The 20,673-nt window shown below is 65.9% G+C and carries 17 protein-coding genes and 1 other RNA gene; 5 read left to right on the forward strand and 13 right to left on the reverse strand.

Translation table 11 applies throughout. From position 1 onward, the window contains the following. Positions 1 to 11 precede the first annotated feature (11 nt). Complete coding sequence (locus HF684_RS13155) at positions 12 to 1,199, forward strand: histidinol-phosphate transaminase (protein ID WP_169252822.1); 1,188 nt, start codon at positions 12 to 14, stop codon at positions 1,197 to 1,199. A 69-nt stretch (positions 1,200 to 1,268) separates the two neighbouring features. Here HF684_RS13155 and HF684_RS13160 read toward each other — a convergent pair whose 3' ends face one another. After that, complete coding sequence (locus HF684_RS13160) at positions 1,269 to 2,690, reverse strand: PucR family transcriptional regulator (RefSeq protein WP_169252823.1); 1,422 nt, start codon at positions 2,688 to 2,690, stop codon at positions 1,269 to 1,271. A 144-nt stretch (positions 2,691 to 2,834) separates the two neighbouring features. Between HF684_RS13160 and speB the strand changes: the two genes are divergently transcribed. The 4 genes from speB (at position 2,835) to HF684_RS13180 (ending at position 9,072) form a co-directional block, all read left to right on the forward strand. Continuing rightward, positions 2,835 to 3,845, forward strand: coding sequence for an agmatinase (speB, locus tag HF684_RS13165; RefSeq protein WP_169252824.1), 1,011 nt, complete (start codon positions 2,835 to 2,837; stop codon positions 3,843 to 3,845). Positions 3,846 to 3,847: 2 nt separating this feature from the next. Next, positions 3,848 to 5,551, forward strand: coding sequence for a thiamine pyrophosphate-binding protein (locus HF684_RS13170; protein WP_169252825.1), 1,704 nt, complete (start codon positions 3,848 to 3,850; stop codon positions 5,549 to 5,551). Between the two features lie 24 nt (positions 5,552 to 5,575). After that, positions 5,576 to 7,102, forward strand: a complete 1,527-nt coding sequence (locus HF684_RS13175; protein WP_211167996.1) for a sodium:solute symporter — start codon at positions 5,576 to 5,578, stop codon at positions 7,100 to 7,102. 293 nt (positions 7,103 to 7,395) lie between these two features. Continuing rightward, positions 7,396 to 9,072, forward strand: coding sequence for a thiamine pyrophosphate-binding protein (locus HF684_RS13180; protein WP_169252826.1), 1,677 nt, complete (start codon positions 7,396 to 7,398; stop codon positions 9,070 to 9,072). On the opposite strand, the gene HF684_RS13185 is transcribed toward HF684_RS13180, so the two are convergent. The 12 genes from HF684_RS13185 to HF684_RS13240 form a co-directional block, all read right to left on the reverse strand. Continuing rightward, a complete protein-coding gene (locus tag HF684_RS13185; protein ID WP_169252827.1) occupies positions 9,053 to 10,216 on the reverse strand; it encodes a DUF418 domain-containing protein in 1,164 nt (387 codons plus the stop codon). The genes HF684_RS13180 and HF684_RS13185 overlap by 20 nt on opposite strands. A 165-nt stretch (positions 10,217 to 10,381) precedes the next feature. Further along, positions 10,382 to 11,020, reverse strand: a complete 639-nt coding sequence (locus tag HF684_RS13190) for a response regulator transcription factor (protein ID WP_169252828.1) — start codon at positions 11,018 to 11,020, stop codon at positions 10,382 to 10,384. Further along, complete coding sequence (locus HF684_RS13195) at positions 11,017 to 12,237, reverse strand: histidine kinase (protein ID WP_169252829.1); 1,221 nt, start codon at positions 12,235 to 12,237, stop codon at positions 11,017 to 11,019. Before HF684_RS13195 ends, HF684_RS13190 begins: the two co-directional genes overlap by 4 nt. A gap of 111 nt (positions 12,238 to 12,348) precedes the next feature. Next, positions 12,349 to 12,906 (reverse strand): hypothetical protein, encoded by a 558-nt coding sequence (locus tag HF684_RS13200; protein WP_169252830.1) that lies wholly within the window; start codon positions 12,904 to 12,906, stop codon positions 12,349 to 12,351. A 171-nt stretch (positions 12,907 to 13,077) separates the two neighbouring features. After that, positions 13,078 to 13,431, reverse strand: a complete 354-nt coding sequence (locus HF684_RS13205) for an SdpI family protein (protein WP_169252831.1) — start codon at positions 13,429 to 13,431, stop codon at positions 13,078 to 13,080. A gap of 220 nt (positions 13,432 to 13,651) precedes the next feature. Beyond that, positions 13,652 to 14,030, reverse strand: a transfer-messenger RNA (tmRNA) gene (ssrA, locus tag HF684_RS13210). Between the two features lie 221 nt (positions 14,031 to 14,251). Beyond that, the gene (gene smpB, locus HF684_RS13215; RefSeq protein WP_169252832.1) at positions 14,252 to 14,722 is read right to left on the reverse strand and encodes an SsrA-binding protein SmpB; all 471 of its coding nucleotides are present in this window, start codon (positions 14,720 to 14,722) and stop codon (positions 14,252 to 14,254) included. Positions 14,723 to 14,897: 175 nt separating this feature from the next. Then, a complete protein-coding gene (locus tag HF684_RS13220; protein ID WP_169252833.1) occupies positions 14,898 to 16,127 on the reverse strand; it encodes a M23 family metallopeptidase in 1,230 nt (409 codons plus the stop codon). A gap of 1 nt (position 16,128) precedes the next feature. Beyond that, positions 16,129 to 17,043, reverse strand: a complete 915-nt coding sequence (gene ftsX, locus HF684_RS13225) for a permease-like cell division protein FtsX (RefSeq protein ID WP_169252834.1) — start codon at positions 17,041 to 17,043, stop codon at positions 16,129 to 16,131. After that, positions 17,040 to 17,729 carry a cell division ATP-binding protein FtsE gene (gene ftsE, locus HF684_RS13230; protein ID WP_025780920.1) on the reverse strand — a complete coding sequence of 230 codons (690 nt, stop codon included), beginning with the start codon at positions 17,727 to 17,729 and terminating at the stop codon, positions 17,040 to 17,042. The genes ftsX and ftsE overlap by 4 nt, the downstream gene beginning before the upstream one ends. 203 nt (positions 17,730 to 17,932) lie before the next feature. After that, a complete protein-coding gene (gene prfB / locus HF684_RS13235) occupies positions 17,933 to 19,057 on the reverse strand; it encodes a peptide chain release factor 2 (RefSeq protein WP_025780922.1) in 1,125 nt (374 codons plus the stop codon). A 103-nt stretch (positions 19,058 to 19,160) separates the two neighbouring features. Beyond that, positions 19,161 to 20,387: a globin domain-containing protein gene (locus HF684_RS13240; RefSeq protein ID WP_169252835.1), complete on the reverse strand. Its 1,227-nt coding sequence runs from the start codon at positions 20,385 to 20,387 to the stop codon at positions 19,161 to 19,163. Positions 20,388 to 20,673: the final 286 nt, after the last annotated feature.

The raw sequence follows: 20,673 nt of genomic DNA on the forward strand, positions 1-20,673 counted from the left end.
ATCATGAGTTCATGAACGTCTCCGACCCCGCCGCCTCAGATCCTGCTTCGTCCTCTGCGCCCGGATCGTCGTCCTCGAGCGCATCCGGCTCCGCCGCTTCGGCGTCCGCTCCCTCGGCACCGTCACCGCGACTGCGGGCCGCTCTGGAGACCTTCCCGCCCTATATTCCGGGCAAGCCTCCCCGCCGGGTCGAGGGTCTCGAGTCGTTCAAGCTCTCCTCGAACGAGAACTTCCTGCCTCCCCTGCCGGCGGTCCTCGAGACCATGGTCGCTCACGCGACGAACCCCGCGCTCTACCCCGACGATGCCGCACGGGCCCTGCGTCAGGGACTGGCCGACCGCCTCGGGGTCGGACTCGATCAGCTCGTCGTGACCACCGGAGCCAGCGAACTGCTCGTCGCGCTGACCCAGATCACCTCGGACGCCACCACCGAGGCGATCTATCCGTGGCCGTCGTTCGAGATGTACCCGCAGACCACCGGGCTCGCCGGTTCGACCCGCCACGAAGTTCCGCTGACAGCCGACGGCCGTCACGACCTCGCCGCGATGGCGGCGGCGATCACCGAGGCCACCAGCCTCATCATCCTGTGCTCACCGAACAATCCGACCGGCCCGGTGCTGCGCGATGACGAGGTCCGCGCTTTCCTCGACACAGTGCCTGCCCACGTCCTCGTCGCCCTCGACGAAGCGTACTGGGAGTTCGCCACCGCACCCGGGCGAGCCGATGGACTCGGTCTTGTCCGCGACTATCCGAACCTCGTACTGCTGCGCACCTTCTCCAAAGCCCACGGACTAGCCGGACTGCGCGTCGGCTACGCCGTCGCCCATCCGCCGGTCATAGCAGGACTGCTCAAGGCCGTCATCCCCTTCGGCGTCACCGACCTCAGCCAGGCCGCCGCCCTCGAATCCCTCAATCACTGGGACGACGTGCTCGAGCGGGCCGGCGAGATCGCACAGACCCGCGATGCCTTCGCCGCCGCTCTGCGCGAACAGGGGTGGGACGTGCCCGAAGCACAGGCGAACTATGTCTGGCTGCCGCTGGGTGAGAAATCCGATGCCTTCGAAGATGCCTGCGTCGAGCAGGCCGTGGCGGTGCGCAACCTCGGTGCCGGTGTGCGCATCAGCATCGGCGAGGACGAAGCGCTGGCCCGGGTGCTTGAGATCGCCGAACGCTTCCGCATCGAACACTTCGAGGAGTAGTCAGCGAGCACAGCCGTGCAGAACACTGCCGCACAGAACACTGTGCCGGGCAGTCTGTGAGAGGTGAGCCTAGAGTTCGGCGAGTTCGAGGGCCATCGACACCGCCTGCCGCGTCTCGGCACGGGAGAGGTCACGGCCGAGCAGCTTCTCGATCTTCACCAACCGTGCCCGCACCGTATGCCGGTGGACTCCCAATTCGGCGGCGATGCGCTCCCGCGCCCCGGAGGCGGCGATGAACACCCGCAGAGTCTCCAACAGCTCCTGACCACCACGGGCCCGAAAGAGCTCGCCGAGAACCCGATCGACGAACCGGTCGGCAGCCTCCTGATCGACGGCCGAGAGCAGCGCCCTGACCTCGGACGCCTCGGATTCGTGCTGCGTCCGCCACAGCATCCACGTGTGATGGAGCTGCCCCAACGGAAGTCTCTTCTCCGCAAGCACGTCCAGGCCGGTGACCTCGGCTGCCTTCGCCACCAGCTCATCGAGCCCGCGCTCCTGCGCCCCCACGACCCCGAGCAGCGAACCGGTGCGGGTGAGCAGACTCCGCCCGACGATATCGGCGATGAGGCGTTCGGCGGAGTCGCCGCGGACACCGCCGAAGATGAGCATCCCCACCGTCGCCACCGGCGCCAGACCCGTCACCCGCGTCCACTCCCCGCGCGCCTCACCATCGGCCAGATCGGTGTCGAAGAGCAGCGACCGACCGGAGGGAACGGGCAGATCCGCCAACGACATCGCCAACAGCGCCGAGGCGGTCGACAGCAGCAGGGCACGTGTCTTCGGAGATCCGACCGCCTCGGCGGGGGTGAGAATCCACCCGAGCGGCTGGTCACCGCCGATCGGAACGGCCTCGACGATCCGCGAACCGGTGCGGATCAGTCGAGGTCCCGCCGTCGGTTTCAATGACTCCTCGATGAGCGCCGAACGCACGTCGGCCTCGGCATCGTCCCCACTCAACGCCCGCCCGGTGGGCGAAACGAACCGAACCGGAGCCTCCAGCGTCTCCGCCAGATCGGCCACGAGAGCAGCAGGCCCCTCACCGGCCAACGCGGTCGCGAAACGACGTGCGGCGCTGCTCGCCCGGGTCAACTCCCTGTTGGTCTCGGCCTCACGCATCCGGGTGAAGGCATCGACGACGGCGACGAACGGCACAGGCTCGGGCACTCCGAACAGCGCCAGCCCCGCCTCCTGCGCGGCGGCGACGAGCTTCGGCGGGACCTGCTGCCACGGCAGGTCGGAGCCCAGACCGATGCCGAGCGCATGCACGCCGACAGCCTTGAGGCGGCGCACATAGTCCGCGACCGTGTCCCCGCCGAGGTCCTGGCCGACCCCGATCGTCAGCAGCACCTCACCGCCGGCAAGCCATTCGTCGACCTCCGGCAGCTCCGAGGAATGGACGATCGTGACATTCTGCTCAGCTGCGGTGGGCGAATCGACGATGACGTCGAGCGCGAGTTCTGTGCGTGACCAGATCTGTTCCAAGGTGACCATGCACCCGATTCTATCCACGCTGGACAGCACTGAGTTCAATTGCGCCGCTCTGGATATCGGTGTTGTGTGACCCAGGTCCTAGGCTGAGGACACAACCTCCGACCCATCGGGGTCGGGTCAGCCGCCACGACGAAGGAGAAGCCAGTGACGTCTCAGCCGCTCGGCCCTGCCGACTACAGCAAGACGCCCCGCTACGCGGGCCCCCCGACGTTCGGACTGCTGCCTCGCATCGACGAGGTCGAAGCCGAGCGTCCCGGCGAGAAGATCGACGTCAAGGTCATCGGCATCCCCTTCGACGCCGGCGTCAGCTACCGTCCCGGCGCCCGCTTCGGACCCGCTCACATCCGCCAGTCCTCGAAGCTGCTGCGCCCCTACAACCAGGCCACGAACGTCCACCCGTTCACCTGGCAGCAGGTCGCCGACTGCGGTGACCTCGGCGTCAACCCCTTCGACATCGAAGAGGCCATCACCACCGTCGAGGCCAACGCCGACGCGATGCGCGCCGATGGCGCCAAGCTGCTCACCCTCGGCGGGGATCACACCCTGGCGCTGCCGAACCTGCGTTCCCTGCACAAGACGCACGGGAAGATCGCCGTCCTCCACTTCGATGCGCATCTGGACACCTGGGACACCTACTTCGGTGCGCCTTACACTCACGGCACTCCGTTCCGTCGTGCCAGCGAAGAGGGTCTCATCGATATGACCGCGTCGATGCACATCGGCATCCGCGGTCCCCTCTATGGGAAGAAGGACCTCGAAGACGACGAGGTGCTCGGCTTCCAGATCATCCGCAGCGACGACTACCAGTTCACCTCTGTCGCCGACGTCGTCGCCCGCATGCGCAAGCGACTCGGTGATGCCCCTGTCTACATCTCCGTCGACATCGACGTCCTCGATCCGGCGGCCGCTCCCGGCACCGGCACCCCCGAGGCCGGCGGAATGACCAGCCGAGAGCTGCTCAATTCGATCCGCGGACTCCAGGGACTGGGTGTCGTCGGCGCCGAGATCGTCGAGGTCGCCCCGGCCTACGATCACGCCGAGGTCACCGGACTCGCCGCCGCCCATGTCGGCTACGAGATCCTGTCCCTGTGGGCGGCGGAGAACAACGGAATCACGGCGCCCTCCGGCCCGTCCGGCAGCGCACTCGGAGTCTGAGCATGAACGACGAACACAACGTCCGGAACGGCGGTCGCGCGGTGGTGGCGACGCTGGCCGCCCACGGTGTCGATACGATCTTCGGCATCCCCGGCACCCACAATCTCGAGTTCTATCGGCATCTGCCGGAGTTCGGGATCCGCGCCGTAACACCGCGGCACGAGCAGGGAGCCGGCTACGGTGCCGACGGGTACTTCCTCGTCTCCGGCAAGCCCGGGGTCGTCATCACGACCTCGGGGCCGGGACTGACGAATGTCATCACCGCCGCCGCGACCGCCTATGCCGAGTCCCGCCCGATGCTCATCCTCTCCCCCGGTGTGCCCACCGGGTTCGAACGCGCCGACGTCGGCATGCTGCACGAGACGAAGGACTCCTCCGGGGCGGTGGGTCACCTCCTCGTATCCTCCCAGCGCACCCGCACCGCCGAAGGCGCCGCTCAGGCCGTCGCCGAGGCGTTCGCCATGTTCGACTCGGCCCGTCCCGGACCCGTGCACATCGAGGTACCCCTCGACGTGCTCGAGGGGGCATGGAACGGCAGCGTTCCGGTCCCGTTCGCGGGACGCCGCCCCGGACTCGACGATCATGTCGTGGCCCGCGCCGCCGAGGCGATCAGTGCGGCCACGCGCCCGCTGGTCATCGCCGGCGGCGGAGCCCGGCGCGCTCACGCCGAGGTCGCCCGTCTCATCGAGGCCCTCGACGCTCCCCTGGCGACGACGGCCAACGGCAAGGGCATCGTGTCCGAGACGCATCCGCTGTCACTGGGTTCGAACGTGCGCTTCCCCAGCGTGCAGGCCGAGTCCGCGGCTGCCGATGTGCTCATCGTGCTCGGATCCGAACTGGCCGACTCCGATCTGTGGGGTGGAGTCATCGGCGCGCAGACGCACATCGGCGTCCGTGATGACTCGGTCTCACAGACCGTCATACGCTGCGATATCGACCCCGACCAGCTGAACAAGAACCTGCCCGGGGACATCCTCGCCTGCGCGGACGCAGGCGAGTTCCTCACCGCGCTCATGAGCGCGCTCGAGTCCGCACCGGCCACCGCCGCCTCGGCGAGGAATGCCGGGACGGATGCGTCCGAACGACACGGATCGGCCGCCTCGGCGAAGGAATCCGGGGCCGCTCGGGTCGCCCGGATCCGGGAGGGTTGGGCCACCGATTTCGACTTCGACGCGATCGGCGCCAGGGTCACCCGGCTCGTCGAAGAGGGAGCGGGATCGACCGTCGTCATCTCCGGTGACTCCTCGCAGGTCACCTACGACGGCACCGTGCACGCCCTGACGGCGAGCACACCCGACCAGCTGCTCTACATGCCCGGATTCGCCACCCTGGGCTACGGCATTCCCGCCGCGCTCGGGGCGAAGCTCGCCGACCCTGCACGTCCGGTCGTGTGCATCCTCGGCGACGGTGCGGCCATGTTCTCCATCCAGGAGCTCATGACCGCGGCCGAGCTGGGACTGGGCATCCCCTTCGTCGTCGTCGACAACGGCGGATACGCGGAGATCGAAGGACAGATGGTCGACCGCGACATCGAACCCTTCGCCGTCAGGCTCGCCCGCCCGGACTTCGCGAAGCTCGGTCAGTCCATGGGCGGGGCCGGGGTGACGATCGCCGAGGCGGACATCGACTCCGCCCTGCCTGCCGCCATCGCCGAGGCGCTCGATCGCCGGGTGCCCACCGCCATTCACATCACCGTCGGTCACTGAGCCGATCCAACAGAGAGGGTCACCGTGGACTCTGCAATTGTCATCATCTATCTCGCCGCCATGGTGGGATTCGGAGTCTGGGGCCGATTCAAGGCCCATAACCAGGAGGACTTCCTCGTCGCCGGGCGCCGCCTCGGCGGGCTGCTCTACACCGGCACGATGTCGGCCGTCGTCCTCGGCGGCGCGTCGACGATCGGCGGTGTGGGCCTCGGCTACACGGCCGGACTGTCGGGCATGTGGCTCGTGCTGTCGATCGGCTTGGGCATCATCGCGCTGTCGCTGTTCTTCGCGCCGAAGATTCAGAAGCTCGAGATCTACACGGTCTCGCAGATGCTCGAACTCCGCTACGGCAGGGGCTCCCGGTTCGTCTCCGGAGCGATCATGACCGCCTACGGTCTGATGATCTCGACGACGTCGACGGTCGCCTACGCGACGGTCTTCCATACCCTGTTCGACCTCAACAAGGTGTGGTCGGTGCTCATCGGCGGCGGCATCGTCATCCTCTATTCGATGCTCGGCGGAATGTGGTCGATCACGCTGACGGACTTCGTGCAGTTCTTCATCCAGACGATCGGCATCTTCCTCATCATGCTGCCGCTCGTGCTCTCGAAGTCCGGGGGCATCGGTCAGCTGTTCTCCTCGCTGCCCGAATCGCACACCTCACCGGTGGGCATCGGCTGGCAGGCGATCCTCGGCTACATCCTCATCTACACCCTCGGTCTGCTCATCGGCCAGGACATCTGGCAGCGCGTGTTCACCGCCCGCAGCCCGGGTGTGGCCCGGTGGGGCGGATTCTCCGCAGGCGTCTACTGCCTGCTCTACGCCGCGGCCGGTGCGCTCATCGGCATGGCCGCGACGACGATCGTGCCCGGCATCGAGGTCCAGGACGATGTGTTCGCCGCCGTCGTCGATGCCTCCATGTCGCCGGTGCTCGGCGGAATCGTGCTGGCTGCGGCGCTGGCCGCAATGATGTCGACGGCGTCCGGTTCGCTCATGGCCGCCTCGACCGTCTGCCGCCAGGACATCGTCGAACCGATCCTCGCCCGCAAGGACATCGTGCCGGCCTCGACCGGATCGTCTGCGGACGGCGCAGCGACGGATGGGTCGGCCGCCTCGGCGAATGGAACCGGTTCGGGAACGAGTGCGAGGTCGACGCTCGTGCGGTCGCTGGTGCGCGAGACCGGTGACGAGGTGCGCGACTCGCGCATCTACCTCATCGTGCTCGGCGTCGTCACCCTGGTGCTCGCGATGATCATGCCCAGCGTCGTCGAAGCCCTCACCGTGGCGTACAACCTGCTGGTGGCCGGCCTGTTCATCCCGATTCTCGGCGGCCTCGTGTTCAAGCGCGGCACGATCGTCGGCGTGATGGCCGGCATGATCCTCGGTGCCGTGACCACCGTGGTCGTGATGATCACGATGGGCATCTACTCGAATGAGGCGATCTACCTCGGCCTCATCGCCTCGCTGGTCGGCTACCTCGTCGGGTCCTTCGCATCGAAGCCGACCTCCCCCGAGGTCATGGCCGCCTGGAAGGAACGCATCAACCGCTGATTACTACCTGACGGCGGCCCAGCAACCTCGCGCGAGGTTGCTGGGCCGCCGTCAGGTAGTTCTGGGCGGGTGCGATCTGCGTGCCGGGACGTCGCTCGACTTGGTGCCTCAGGCCACAGTCACCTATATTCGAAGAGTCAGGCTGAGCCGTCCGCAACAGCCCCCGGAAAAGGGCGCCCAGGGCGAGCGGCTCTTCAGCCGGTGTCCGAAAAAGGGGCACGAAGCCGCCGAGTCGCGCGTGTGAGACATATATGGATCCCTCGTTTCCATATCTCATTCGCGAAAGGCCAGCCATGGCTCATACTTCCGCGCACGTCGCGCACACTCTCGCCGCCCACATCGACGAGGTCTTCGGCCTCATGGGCAACGGCAACGCCTACTTCCTCGACGCCCTGCTGCGCGGCACTTCTGCCACTTACACCGCCGTCCGCCACGAAGCCGGAGCCGTCGTCGCCGCCGACGCCCACTTCCGCACCTCCGGGCGGATCGCCGCCGCCACCACGACCTATGGTGCCGGGTTCACGAATACGCTCACCGCTCTCGCCGAGGCGGCCCAAGCCCGAGTTCCCCTCGTCCTCGTCGTCGGGGATGAGCCGACATCGGGTCCGCGGCCGTGGGACGTCGACCAGATCGCCATGGCTTCGGCGGTGGGTGTGCGCACGTACACCGTCGGTCGGGTCGATGCGGCCGCCGCAACTGTGACCGCGATCGAGCACGCGCAGACCTACCGGGTGCCCGTGGTGCTCGCGATCCCCTACGATGTCGCGACTCTGGAGCTCGGTGAGATTCCAGCCGTCCCCGGTCCCAGTCGTCCGGCACCGACGGCTCCGACCGGGGAGTTCGCTCATGCGGCCATTGATCGTCTCGCCACAGATCTGGCCGCGGCGAATCGACCGCTGCTGCTCGCCGGTCGCGGAGCCTGGTTGGCCGGAGCCAGTGACGAGCTCGGTCAACTCGTCGAGCTCACGGGTGCGCTGAGTGTGACGACCGCGCTGGGCCGCAATATCTTCCCGGCTGCCGAACACGACCTGGGAGTCGCCGGCGGCTTCGGCGCCCCGGCCGCGATGGACCGCGTCCGCGAGGCCGATGTCGCCGTGGTCTTCGGAGCCTCGCTCAATCAGTTCACGATGCGTTTCGGAGACCTCTTCCATCCCTCGACGACGGTGTGGCAGATCGACACCGACGACCGTGCCACGAACGCCCGCGTCGGCGGCTTCATCCGAGCCGATGCGACGCTCGCTGCCGCCGAGCTCGTGGCACGGCTGAAGTCGACCGGAATCGACGGTGCGAAATATTCGGACAGCGGCGCTCCGCGCTGGCACGACTCCGTCGACACCACCGCCGACCGTGCCTACGTCGTCGGGTCGGAGCTCGCCGGGGACGGACGGCTCGATCCTCGTGCGGCGGCGAGCCGCCTCGGCGAGATTCTGCCGAAGGATCGGGTCGTCGTCTCCGACGGCGGACATTTCATCGCCTGGGCGAACATGTTCTGGGAACCCAGCGCACCGGACCGGCTGGCGATGGTCGGCACCGCGTTCCAATCGATCGGACTCGGCTGGCATTCCGTCGCCGGAGCCGCCCGCGCGAACCCGGAGTCGACGATCGTGCTGACCAGCGGTGACGGAGGCGGAGCCATGGCATTGTCCGACCTGGACACCGCGATCCGGGTCGCCGACGGTCGCGGAATGGCGGTGGTCTTCAACGACGCGGCCTATGGCGCCGAGGTCAACTTGTACGGGCTCAAGGGCCTGGAGAAGTCACCCATGCTCATCGACGAGATCGACTTCGCGGCCCTGGCCACGGCCGCCGGCGGACACGGCGTCGTCGTCCGATCCCTGTCCGATCTCGAGATCGTCGAGGAGTGGAAGGCTCGTCCGGTCGACGAACGGCCCTTCCTGCTTCTCGACCTGCGGATCTCCGGCGAGGTCATCGCGCCGTACCAGGAAGAGGTCATTCGCGTGAACTCGTGACCGCGCCCAGCCGGTCGCGGCGCTGGTCCTGGCGCTGGTGGCGGCTGTGGCCGCGGCGCTGGTGGCGTCGTTCTGGCGATCGACCCCAGGTGACGAGACGCCACAGCTTCTCCAACGGACCCTGTCCGAACCGGCGCAGCCACAGTGTTGAGACGATGACCTGGACGATGATGATCGCTGCACAGATGACGACTCCGGCGAGGTAACCGCCGCGGTCGTCGAACCGGGCAAGATCGGGCGCAGCCAGCCGCACGGTGACGAGGATGACGGTGGCACCGACGTAGTTGCTCAGCGCCATCCGCCCCAGCGGTGCGAATACGGACTTCAGGACCGCCTCGGCGGGGGTGCGCAGGAGCAGCAGGACGGCGACGATATAGGTCAGGGCCATGAGAATGCCGAGGCCGGCGTTGATCCACTGGTTGATCTGACGGGTCGTGTAGTCCGTACCGGCGAAGCCGACGATCGTCGCGGCCAGGGCGAGGACACCGGCGATCGCGACTCGTCCGGGATGGTTGAGGACGGAACGGAGGAAACCACTGGCTCCGATGGCGAAGCCGACCAGGAAGAGTCCCGGGATGACGGCCATTCCGCCTCCGGTGGCCACTCCGACCGCGAGCAGAATGACGCCGAGGACGACTGTGACGCCGTTGCGCCACCGATCGGCGATCCATGTAGCCGGCAGCAGAATGACGATCCCGGCGAGCGCATACGGCAGCAGCGCCTCGCCGGGCTGGAGAAGTTGGTGCAGGCCGCCGAGGATGCCGAGGAAGGCGAACCGACGCAGCAGTGCCAGACGTGGTCGGGAGCTGCGATCCCGCGCGGTCAGCCACATCAGCCCGAATCCGATTCCGAAGAGGAACGAGAAGATCGGGAAGAACCGATTCTGCACGAAGTCTGCATAGAAGCGGTAGAAGTCGCGGGCCCCACCGTCGACGCCGAGGCCGAAGATCGGCGGCAGGTTGACCAGCAGGATCCCGCACAGGGCGAAACCGCGGATGACGTCGAGCGCGGCGATGCGGGGCCGGCCTCGGAGATCGGCGGGACTCACCGAGGCGGCAGCTCTCGCTGTGTCGGAAGGGTCTGTGGCGTCGGCAGGGCCTGTGATGTCGGCAGAGTCTGGGGTGTCGGATTGAGGTTGTGTCATGGTGTCCATCCTTCCCGGATCGGAGACCTGCCACATCGGCCGTGCGACCGAGAAGAGACGAGCGGGGTCGGCCATTCGGCTGATTCTGTCCGGTCGACTGGGCAGGTCGAGCGGGTACACCGAGCGGACTGGTCGAGCGGGAGGTCGGAGCTGGGGCCGCTGGAATCAGCCGTTCGAGTTCATGACCCCCGATTCCCACATGCGGGCGGCGATCTCGACGCGGTTGCGAGCATCGAGTCGGGCCTGGATACTTCCCAGGTGGGTCTTCACGGTGCCGAGTGAGATGAAGAGTTCGGCGCAGATCTCCTGGTTCGTCCGCCCCACTGCCACAAGCTTCGCGATCTCGGACTCCCGGTCGCTGAGGCGGTCGATGTGCGCCGTCTTCGACCGGGGTGCGGAGGTGCGCCGTCTGAGCAGGTCGAGAGTCAGCGTCGGTGAGATGAGCGCATCGCCGTTCGCCGCCGCCCGGACACCGGCGAGCAGGAGGTCCGCGCCGGCGTCCTTGAGCAGGAACCCGCTGGCTCCCCCGGCAAGAGCCGCATCGACGTAGTCGTCATCGTCGAAGGTGGTGACCATGATGACCTGGGAATACGGAGTCAGCCGTGGAAGCGCGGCCAAACCGTCAAGGCGCGGCATGCGGATATCGAGGAGCACCACATCGGGCTGTTCGCGTTTGACCAGGTCGATCGCATCGACCCCGTCCGCGGCTTGTCCGATGACGCGGATATCGGCTTCGGCGTCGAGGATGAGCGAGAATCCCATTCGCACCATCTCCTGATCGTCGACGACAGCAACGGTGATCATCGGTTCTCCCCTTGTCGGTGGTCGCTGCGTGGATCGAGCGGCAGTCGTGTGATGACGCTCCACCCTCCCCCGGGTTCGGGGCCCGCTTCGATCCTCCCGCCGAGGTGGCCCACCCTCACACGCAGACTGCTCAGTCCCGTTCCGCTTCCGGCTCCGATCCCACCGGCACCGGGTCCGTTGGCCACGGTCATCATCAGAGCGCCGGGACCGTCGGATCCGGTGCGGTTCCCGGTGCTCTCTGGTGAGATCAGGTCGGCGGGCTCAGTCGTGACGGTGACCGTCACCGGGACATCGGCTCCGGCATGACGGCGCACGTTCGTCAGGGATTCGACAAGCACACGGTCGAGGACGGGCCAGACGGGGGCGGCCACCTCGGTGGGGGCCTCGATCGTGATCGTCGCGGATTCGCCGAACGCCGCGATCCGGTCACGCAGGGACTGCGGGCCGGTGGCGATGGGAGTGCGGGAAGCGGGCTGGAAGTCGGGACCGGACGCCGTTGTCGACGCCGTGACCGGCGAATCATCGGTTCGAGTGTCGCTGCGGGATTCGCTGCGGGCGTCGGAGACGAGTCGGCGGATCTCCTCGAGCGCGCGGGTCCCCGAATCTTCGATCTTGGTCAGGGCCGTCGACCTCAGGTCCGCGTTGTCGCTGCGCCCGGCGGCTTGGGCGAGGACGACGATGCCGGTCACCTCGTGGGCGATGAGGTCATGGAGTTCGGTGGCGATGCGACGTCGCTCCGCCTCGGCGGCGGTGGCCTGTCTCTCGACCAGCGTGCGGTCATTCGATCGCAGCATCAGTCCGATCGCGATCGCGGCGATGACCAGGGCGAACACCATGAGCGCGAAGGTCGCACCGTCGGCCATGACCAGGGGACAGACGATGTTCGCGACTGCGAGAACGACGATGGAGGCGATGTTCATCCGGCTCGACGAAGTCCGGGCGAGCATCGCCAGTGCCACCAGGCTCAGCCACAGGCTCGTCAGACTCATCGTGGCGGCGACGGCGGCCAGGGCGAGGCCGCCGAGCAGTCCGAGGACGGCCCACTCCAGCGGTGCAGACCGTCCAGGACGCGACTGGGCGCGAACGAGGATGGGCACGCCGACGGCCACGGCGATGACGTTGCCGAGGATCGGTGACCAACCGCTGCCGATGAACAGTTCCAGGGCGAAGGTCAGCGGGACCGGGATCAGCCACAGCCGGGTGAGGAGTCGTCTCATTTGCTCACAGTCTAGTCAACGTCGGATCGCGGGGCCTGGGCTATCGGCTTCGGCACTGTCGTGTGCTGCGCTGCCGGCAACGACGGCAGTCCGTGTCAACGGCCGTCCGTGTCAGCGGCAGGCGGTGTCCGCGTATTCGACTTCGACGACGACGCCATCGTCGCCCGCGGACACGTTCCGCACTTCGGCCTCCTGCGGCAGAGCGCGGTCGGTGAGGGAACGCCCATTTCCGAGAACGTCGAGCCGGTTGCCTTCCGTCCGGGCGGAGAAGGTCACCTTCTTGCCATCGATGGTGGCCACCTCGGTGTAGGAGTCGTCGGGATTCTTCACCGGCCGGACCTGGCCCGACGGGTAGTCGAAGGTGATGAAGCGGGTGAGCCGGTCGGCGTGGCCGTCGACGAGGTGGTGGACGAGGACCTGATCCTTGTTCGTTCCCTTCGCCGGGTCGAGGTCGACGTAGCTGAGGTCGGCGGTGTGCTGTGCGGCGTAGAGCAGGTAGGGGCGACCGTGGACGTCGATCGTGTCGGGGGTGATCGCGCAGCCGTCCAGATAGTCGGCGACGTCGGCTTCGAGTGCGGCTTTCGCACGGTTCTCGCCGATGAGGAGGCCGCCGATGAGGGCGATGAGGATGACGGTGACGGTTCCGAGGGCGATGAGTGCCTTCTTCATGGGTGTGTGGAGTCCTTGTCGGATCGGAGTGGGCAGTCATTGTGCCGGGCCGGGGTTTCACGGCCGGCGCGTGGCTGCGGTCTGACACCATCGATCCTTCCCGTTCCAGGCGGGCCGGACCTCGGCCGAATGGCTGATCGCGCTCGGCCGAGTGGCCGGAATTGGGCGAGGTCAGTCCTCTGCGGACTTTGCCGCGCGGTCGGCAGTGGTCCAGACACCGATGAAGAGTCCGAGGATGACCAGCCACCCTGCGACCGCGAGAACGTCTCCGAGAGCCGTCGGCCAGGCAAAGGACTCCACGCCTGACAACGCACATGCGAATCCGCCGGCGATGATGCTGATGGTGATGAGCCAAGGAACTGTCGCACGGTGACCGGCCCGCCAGGCAGCGTCGGACCGCATCGTCTTGGCTGTCCGGATCCCGATCGCACGATTGCGGGGCAGGCGGTCGCCGCGGATGACGAGCACGAGAGCGATGCAGACTACGGCGAGGACGAGATAGCCGATCAGCGGCGGATAGAACATCGGGGCCGGTCTCCTCCTTGGACTCGGATCCACCGTATCGCACCGGGGCTGAACCAAGCGGATGTCGTGAGCTCGGCGGCGGACGAACTGACAGATGGGAGCGGAACTGTCTGACCGCCTCGGCGAGGATGTTCGCCCGTTTCGAGGTGTCGTCACTGCTGGTTTAGGGATTTTCGGGCAGCGAAAAGCCCCGGATCCTTGCGGAATCCGGGGCTCAGTCACGTGGAGATGGCGGGAATCGAACCCGCGTCCGTCGACAGATTGTCAGGACTTCTCCGGGCGCAGTTCGTGAAAACAGTGTCTTAGGTTCTGGCCCCTGCACGAACACATGGACCAACGAACGGAGTTGAGTAAAAGTCCCTCAGATGCCCCCAACATGCATCTGAAGCAGTGGCCTCTTAAGCGACGCCAGGATCTAGAGCAGAGGCAACTCTAGGCTGACGGATTCGCAGCTCGCGCTCTATCAGGCAGCGAGGGCGAAATCGGTGCGGTTGTTAGACTTAGCACCTATTGTTTTGCAGAGGACATTAACGAGATGACTCTGCATTCTCGGCCCGCTTCTCCCGACGCAGTGTCCAACGTCGAAACCGATCATCCCCATATTCTGTTACCAAACCTGATCAGCGGTTTCTCCGCCGAGGCGGTTGCTGGTGCCGACCAGATACTCCAGCATACTCGTAGAACACACACCGAGCCAATTGCATTCCCTGAACTCGGCGAATACGGGACCGGGCGTGCACGAATGCGCTCCGGCCGCCTCGGCGAGGGAGAGGGAAGTCGGTGGAGATGGCGGGAATCGAACCCGCTCACCTGCCGCGTCTTACAGGTACTGCTTGGATTTCATGGCGCGTTCGGCTTCGCGTTTGTCCTGCGCCTCGCGCAGAGCCTGACGCTTGTCCCATTCGCGCTTGCCCTTGGCCAGGGCGATCTCGACCTTGACGCGTGAACCGTCGAAGTAGAGCTCGAGCGGAACCAGGGTCCGACCGGATTCCTTGACCTTCTGCGAGATCTTGAGGATCTCCTCGCGGTGGAGCAGCAGTTTGCGGCGGCGCCTGGCCGAGTGGTTCGTCCATGTCCCCTGCATATATTCGGGAATGTAGACGTTCTCCAGCCAGGCCTCATTCTGGAAGATGAGGGCGAAGCCGTCGGTGAGCGAGGCTCGACCTTCGCGCAGCGATTTCACCTCGGTGCCGGTGAGTACGAGCCCGGCCTCCCACGTGTCTTCGATGTGATAGTCGTGGCGCGCCTTGCGGTTCCTCGCAATGACTTTCTTGCCTGTGTCCTTCGGCATGACCGGCCTCCTCTCTGCTCCCGATTCTGCTTCCGATCACCAGTGCACGCGTTTGCGGGCACAGCCATCCATTCTATCCCATCGGCCACCTTCCGCACGCCCGTCCCCTCCCAGAACTACCTGACGGCGGCCCAGCAACCTCGCGCGAGGTTGCTCAGCCGCCGTCAGGTAGCAATTAGAAGATGAAGGGTTTGGGATCGACGTAGGTGCCGTTCTTCATGATCTCGAAGTGCAGGTGGCAACCGGTCGACGCGCCCGTCGTACCGGAGTACGAGATGATGTCGCCCTTCTTGACCCTCTGCCCGTCGCGGACCTTGAGCTTCGTGTTGTGGTTGTAGGTCGACGCGATCGAATCGCCCTTGATCTTGCCGTGGGAGATGACAACGCGATTGCCGTAGCCGCCGGTCCAGCCGGAGGTGACGACGATCCCGTCGCCGGCCGCACGGATCGGGGTTCCGCAGGGGACACCGAAGTCCATTCCGGTGTGCAGTTTCCGTGCGCCTGTGATCGGGTGGACGCGGTATCCGAACGGCGACGTCGTCGGGTATCCCTTGGCAGGATTGGCCAAGTCTCCGTCACCGAAGACGAACTTGCCCTTCTTCTCCTGCTCCTTCTCCCATTCCCGGACCTTCTTGGCCAGACGATCCTGCTCGGCCTTCTCGTCGGCCAGCTGCTTCTCGGTCTTGGCCTTGTTGTCGGAGATGGTCTTCTCCGCATCGTCCTTCGCGGAGATGAGATCGTTGAGGCTGTCGGCCTTCTTCTTCGCATCGACCTGTGCGGCCTCCTTGGCCAGCACCGCCTCGGCGGCTTCGTCCTTGAGGTCGGAGATCTTCTCGGTCACGCCCGAGAGCCGCTCTTCGTTGTTCTTGTTCAGCGCCCGCTGTTCGGAGAGTTTGTCGATCGTGCGCTGCTGGGACCGCACCGCAGAGTCGACGCGGCCGATACCGCCGTCGGCACTCGTGCCCTCGGCCATCTGCAGAAGCATCGCCAGATCAGAGGTGATGCCCGAGTTCTGGTAGGCCTGCCGCCCGATGCGCGCGGCCGAGGTCTTGTGCTTGTCGATCTCCTCGGTGCCGGACTTGATCGTGTCCTTGAGGTCTTTCTGCGCATTCTCCGCCGAGGTCAGGCGCGCGGCCATGTCCTCGTCCTTCTCGATCGCCTTCGCCAGCGCATCGTCGGCGGCCTTCGATTCGGCTTCGGCATCCGGCAGCTTCTCCTGCGCGGCGTCGCGTTCGGCGATGACGCGGGCGAGTTCCTCGTCGAGGCCTTCGAACTCCTGCTGGAGTTCCTTGACGCGTTCGTCGACCTCGCCTTTGTCGTCGCGCGGGTCGGCCACCACCGAGGTGACCGGCATGATCACCGCCAGTGCGGCGGCCGTGACGACGAGTCCGAGTCTGCGTCTCATCTCAGACCTTCGTGTACTTGTTCAGCGTGATCAGCGACGAGGCTCCGGCCATGAGCACACCGATGATGATGAGCACGGGGGTGATGAGGAGGACGTCCCATCCGGAGATGAGACTGAATCCCGTGGCCTGCGACTGCAGCCAGCCGCTGACTCCGAAGCGGACGAGCAGCCCCAGGGCACCGGCGGACAGGGTCGCCCCGATGGCCGAGGCGATGACCCCCTCGAGCAGGAACGGCATCTGGATGAAGGTGTTCGACGCACCGACCAGTCGCATGATGCCGGTCTCCCTGCGTCTGGAGAACGCGGAGAGTCGGATGGTGGTGGCGATGAGCAGCATCGCGCACAGCAGCATGATGCCGGCGATCGCGATCGCCACGATGGTCGCGATGTTGAGCACCCCGAACAGTCGATCGAGCAGCTGGTTCTGGTCGACGACCTCTTCGACCCCGGGAGTCGACGAGAACGTCTCCTTGATGATGTCGTACTTCTCGGCGTCCTTGAGCTTGACCCGGAAGGACTCGTTCATCTCGTCCTTGGGCACGGTGCCTTCGAGGCTGGTGCCCTTGAACTGCTCCTGGAAGTGTTCGTAGGCCTCGGTCTTGTCCTCGAAGTAGACCTTGTCGACATAGGGGGCCAGATCGGAGCTTTCGAGTTCGGCCCGGATCTGGTCCTTCTGGTCTCCAGTGACCTCACCGTCGACGCAGTTCGTCGCCTCCGAATCCGGCGGGCACAGGAACACTGAGACCTGCACACGGTCGTACCAGAAGTCCTTCATCTGCCCGACCTGCATCTGCAGCAGGATCGCGGCTCCGACGAAGAGCAGGGACACGAAGGTCACGAGCACGACGGAGATGACCATGGAGAAGTTCCGGCGCAGGCCCGACCAGACTTCGGAGAGGATGAAACCGGCCCTCATGAGGCGACTCCGTAGGTGCCTTCTTCGACGTCGCGGACGATTTCGCCTTCGCGCAGTTCGATGACCCGCCGGCGCATCCGGTTGACGATCTCTCCGTCGTGAGTGGCCATGAGCACGGTGGTGCCGTTGCGGTTGATCTTCTCCAGCACGTTCATAATGTCTGCGCTCGTGGCCGGGTCGAGGTTGCCCGTCGGCTCGTCGGCGAGGAGGATTCCGGGTTTGTTGACCACGGCGCGGGCAATGGCCACACGCTGCTGCTCACCGCCGGAGAGCTCACTGGGGTACCGCTTCTCCTTGCCGGCCAGGCCCACGGTCTCGAGGACGTCGGGGACGAGCGTCGACATGGCCGCGCGGGATTTTCCGATCACCTGGAGGGCGAAGGCCACATTAGCGAACACGGTCTTGTTCGGCAGCAGGCGGAAGTCCTGGAACACGGTTCCGATCCCCCGCCGCAGGTAGGGCACCTTCCAGCTGGGCATCTTCACCACGGACTTTCCGGCGATGTGGATGCGTCCGGCGCTGGGGACCTCTTCACGCAGAATGAGTCGGATGACCGTGGACTTTCCCGAACCGGAAGCCCCGACGAGGAACACGAATTCCCCGCGGTCAGCCTCGAACGAGATGTCGTCGAGTGCTTTGCGGGAACGTGTGTCGTAGGACTTCGAAACGGAGTCGAATCTGATCAAGTCGGTCTTCAATCATGTTGCGGGTGGCTCGGCCGCTTCCACTGTACGTAACAGTTCCGTGATGTTCGCGGAGGCGGCCGGGCGTGTGGTGCGATCTGATGAAGTTCACAGTCGCCTCGGTGATGGTCGAAACCTCGCCGAGGCGGCCGACCCTCAGTCGGCCATCGACCGAGCGAGACGGCTCGGTACCGTTACCCGAAGGATCAGGCCTCGGCCTCTTCGGCCATCTCCTGTTCCTTGCGCCAGCGGATGCCGGCTTCGATGAGTCCGTCGAGGTCGCCGTCGAAGACCGCCGAGGGGTTGTTGACCTCGTAGCCGGTGCGCAGGTCCTTGACCATCTGGTACGGATGGGTCACATACGAGCGCATCTGGTCGCCCCAGCTGGCCTTGATGTCGCCGGCCAGCTCCTTCTTCTGCGCGGCCTCTTCCTGGCGCTTGAGGTCGAGGAGGCGGGACTGGAGGACACGCATCGCAGCTTCACGGTTCTGGATCTGAGACTTCTCGTTCTGCATGCTCACGACCACACCGGTGGGGATGTGCGTGATGCGCACGGCCGAGTCAGTCGTGTTCACCGACTGTCCGCCGGGGCCCGAGGACCGGTAGACGTCGATGCGCAGATCGTTCTCGTCGACCTCGACATGGTCCGTCGACTCGATGAGCGGGACCACCTCGACGGCAGCGAATGATGTCTGACGGCGTCCCTGGTTGTCGAAGGGGCTGATGCGCACCAGGCGGTGGGTGCCGGCTTCGACCGACAGCGTGCCATAGGCATAGGGCGCGTCGATCTGGATGGTCGCGGACTTGATGCCTGCACCTTCGGCATAGGAGGTGTCGAGCTCCTGCACCTTGTAGCCGCGGTTCTCCGCCCACCGGACGTACATACGGGTGAGCATCTGCGCCCAGTCGGTCGCGTCGTCGCCGCCGGCACCCGACCGCACGGTCACAACGGCGGAGCGCTCATCGTATTCGTGGCTGAGCAGGGTCGAGATCTCGAGTTCGGCCAGCTGATCGCGCAGCTTCCTGATGTCGCGGTCGGCCTCTTCGAGCGAATCCGAGTCACCTTCGTCCTGGGACATCTCGACGAGCAGCTCGGCATCGTCGATGCGCTGCCCGAACTTCTCGAGCTTCTCCAGGGTGCCCTGCTTGTGCGAGAGCTTGGCCGAGGTCTTCTGTGCCGAGTCGGGGTCGTCCCAGAATGTCGGCGACGACGCCTGCTCCGTGAGCTCGGCAACCTCGTCGCGCAGATTGTCCAGATCGGACACGTCGAGAATCGCTTTGTACGTCTGGCGGAGGTTGGCGATTTCAGAAGAGTAATCAGTGGAGGCCATAATGATGCGATTCTAGTGCATGCCCCCTCCCCACCCAGAACCGACGGATGCGCGCCGAGGCGGGACCGCCTCGGCGCGCATCCGCACCATCCCCCGGTTGAGGTCAGGCGGGGACGAGCTCGGGCACGGTCGCCCAGGTGTCAGGGCCGAAGACCTCGAAGTGGATATTGTCCTCGGGCACGTCGAGCGCATCGAGTCCGCGGCGCACGGCCTTCATGAATGGGGGCGGACCGCACAGGTACACCTGCGCGTCGACGGGGACGTCCACCTCGGCGAGATCGATGAAGCCCTCGTGGACGGTCTCACTCGTCCCCCGCGCTCCGAGCTGTTCGTACCAGTGGTGCATCCGGGCCCCCGGCAGCTGGGCCACGAGCTGCGCCATCTCCTGCCGGTGGGCGTGGGAGGCCATCGACTGGTCGGCGTGGAGGACCGTGACCTCGCGCCGGGATTCCTTGGACACGAGGTCATTGAGCGCACCGAGGATCGGGGTGCAGCCGATGCCCGCAGAGACGAGGAGCAGCGGGGTCTCGGCCTCTTCGACGACGAGGTCGCCGTAAGGCAGCGAGCAGCGGACCCGGTCGCCTTCGAAGACATTTCCATGGATGAAGTTCGACACCTCACCAGCAGGGACGCCCGCTTCCGCGCAGCCCGGTTCGGCCTTGATCGTCACCGCCCAGGAGTCGTTCGAACTCGTCCGGGTGAGGCTGTACTGGCGGATCTGCCGCGCCCCGTCAGGCAGCTGCACCTGGACGGAGATGTACTGCCCGGGCCGAGCCTGCGGCAGAGCTCCACCATCGGGGCGAGCGAGGAGGAGGCTGACGGTGTGCGGTGATTCCTGCCGGCGGTGGGTGACGACCAGGTCGGACCAGACGTCACCGGGGTCGACGTCGTGGTGGGCGTAGAGCGTACGTTCGGCGGCGATGAGGGTATTCGCCATATCCCAGTAGACCTCGGTCCACGCGTCCACGACCTCGGGGGTGGCCGCTCCGCCGAGGACCTCGCCGATGGCGGCGAAGAGGTGCTCGTAGACGATCGGGTACTGGTCTTCGGTGATGCCCAGCGAGGCGTGCTTGTTCGCGATCCGGCTCATCATCGCGTCGATGTTCGGCGCATCCTCGGACACGAGCAGGCTGGCATAGGCGGCGATCGCGCCGGCCAGCGCCTTCTGCTGTTCGCCTTGGGCCTGATTGCCGCGATTGAACAGGTCAGCAAGCAGGTCGGGACGGGCGGTGAACATCCGGTCATAGAAGATCGGGGTGATGTCGCCGATGGCCGATCCGATGACGGGAAGGGTGTCTTTGACGATGGTGAAAGCGGGTCGGGAGATCACTTGTGCTCCTTTTGCGGCACCGGTGCACCGCGCAGCGGGAACGGCCTTTCCAGGTCGCTGTCGTTCTTGGCAGTTTCGACCGTACTCGGACCACGACGCCGAATTCTACGCATTGTAGAATATGAGATTCTTCGTACCAGCCGGGAGGCGAGGATCCCTTCGACAGCAGGAAAAGCGCCGCCGGCGGGAGATCTCATTCATCCCGCCGGCGGCGCGGCTCACATCGCTTCACACGAAGACTGGTGAGGAAAATATAGATCGAAACCCACCCCTGCGCAAGACGAAA

The sequence above is a fragment of the Brevibacterium sp. 'Marine' genome (genome assembly GCF_012844365.1).
Lineage (GTDB): Bacteria > Actinomycetota > Actinomycetes > Actinomycetales > Brevibacteriaceae > Brevibacterium.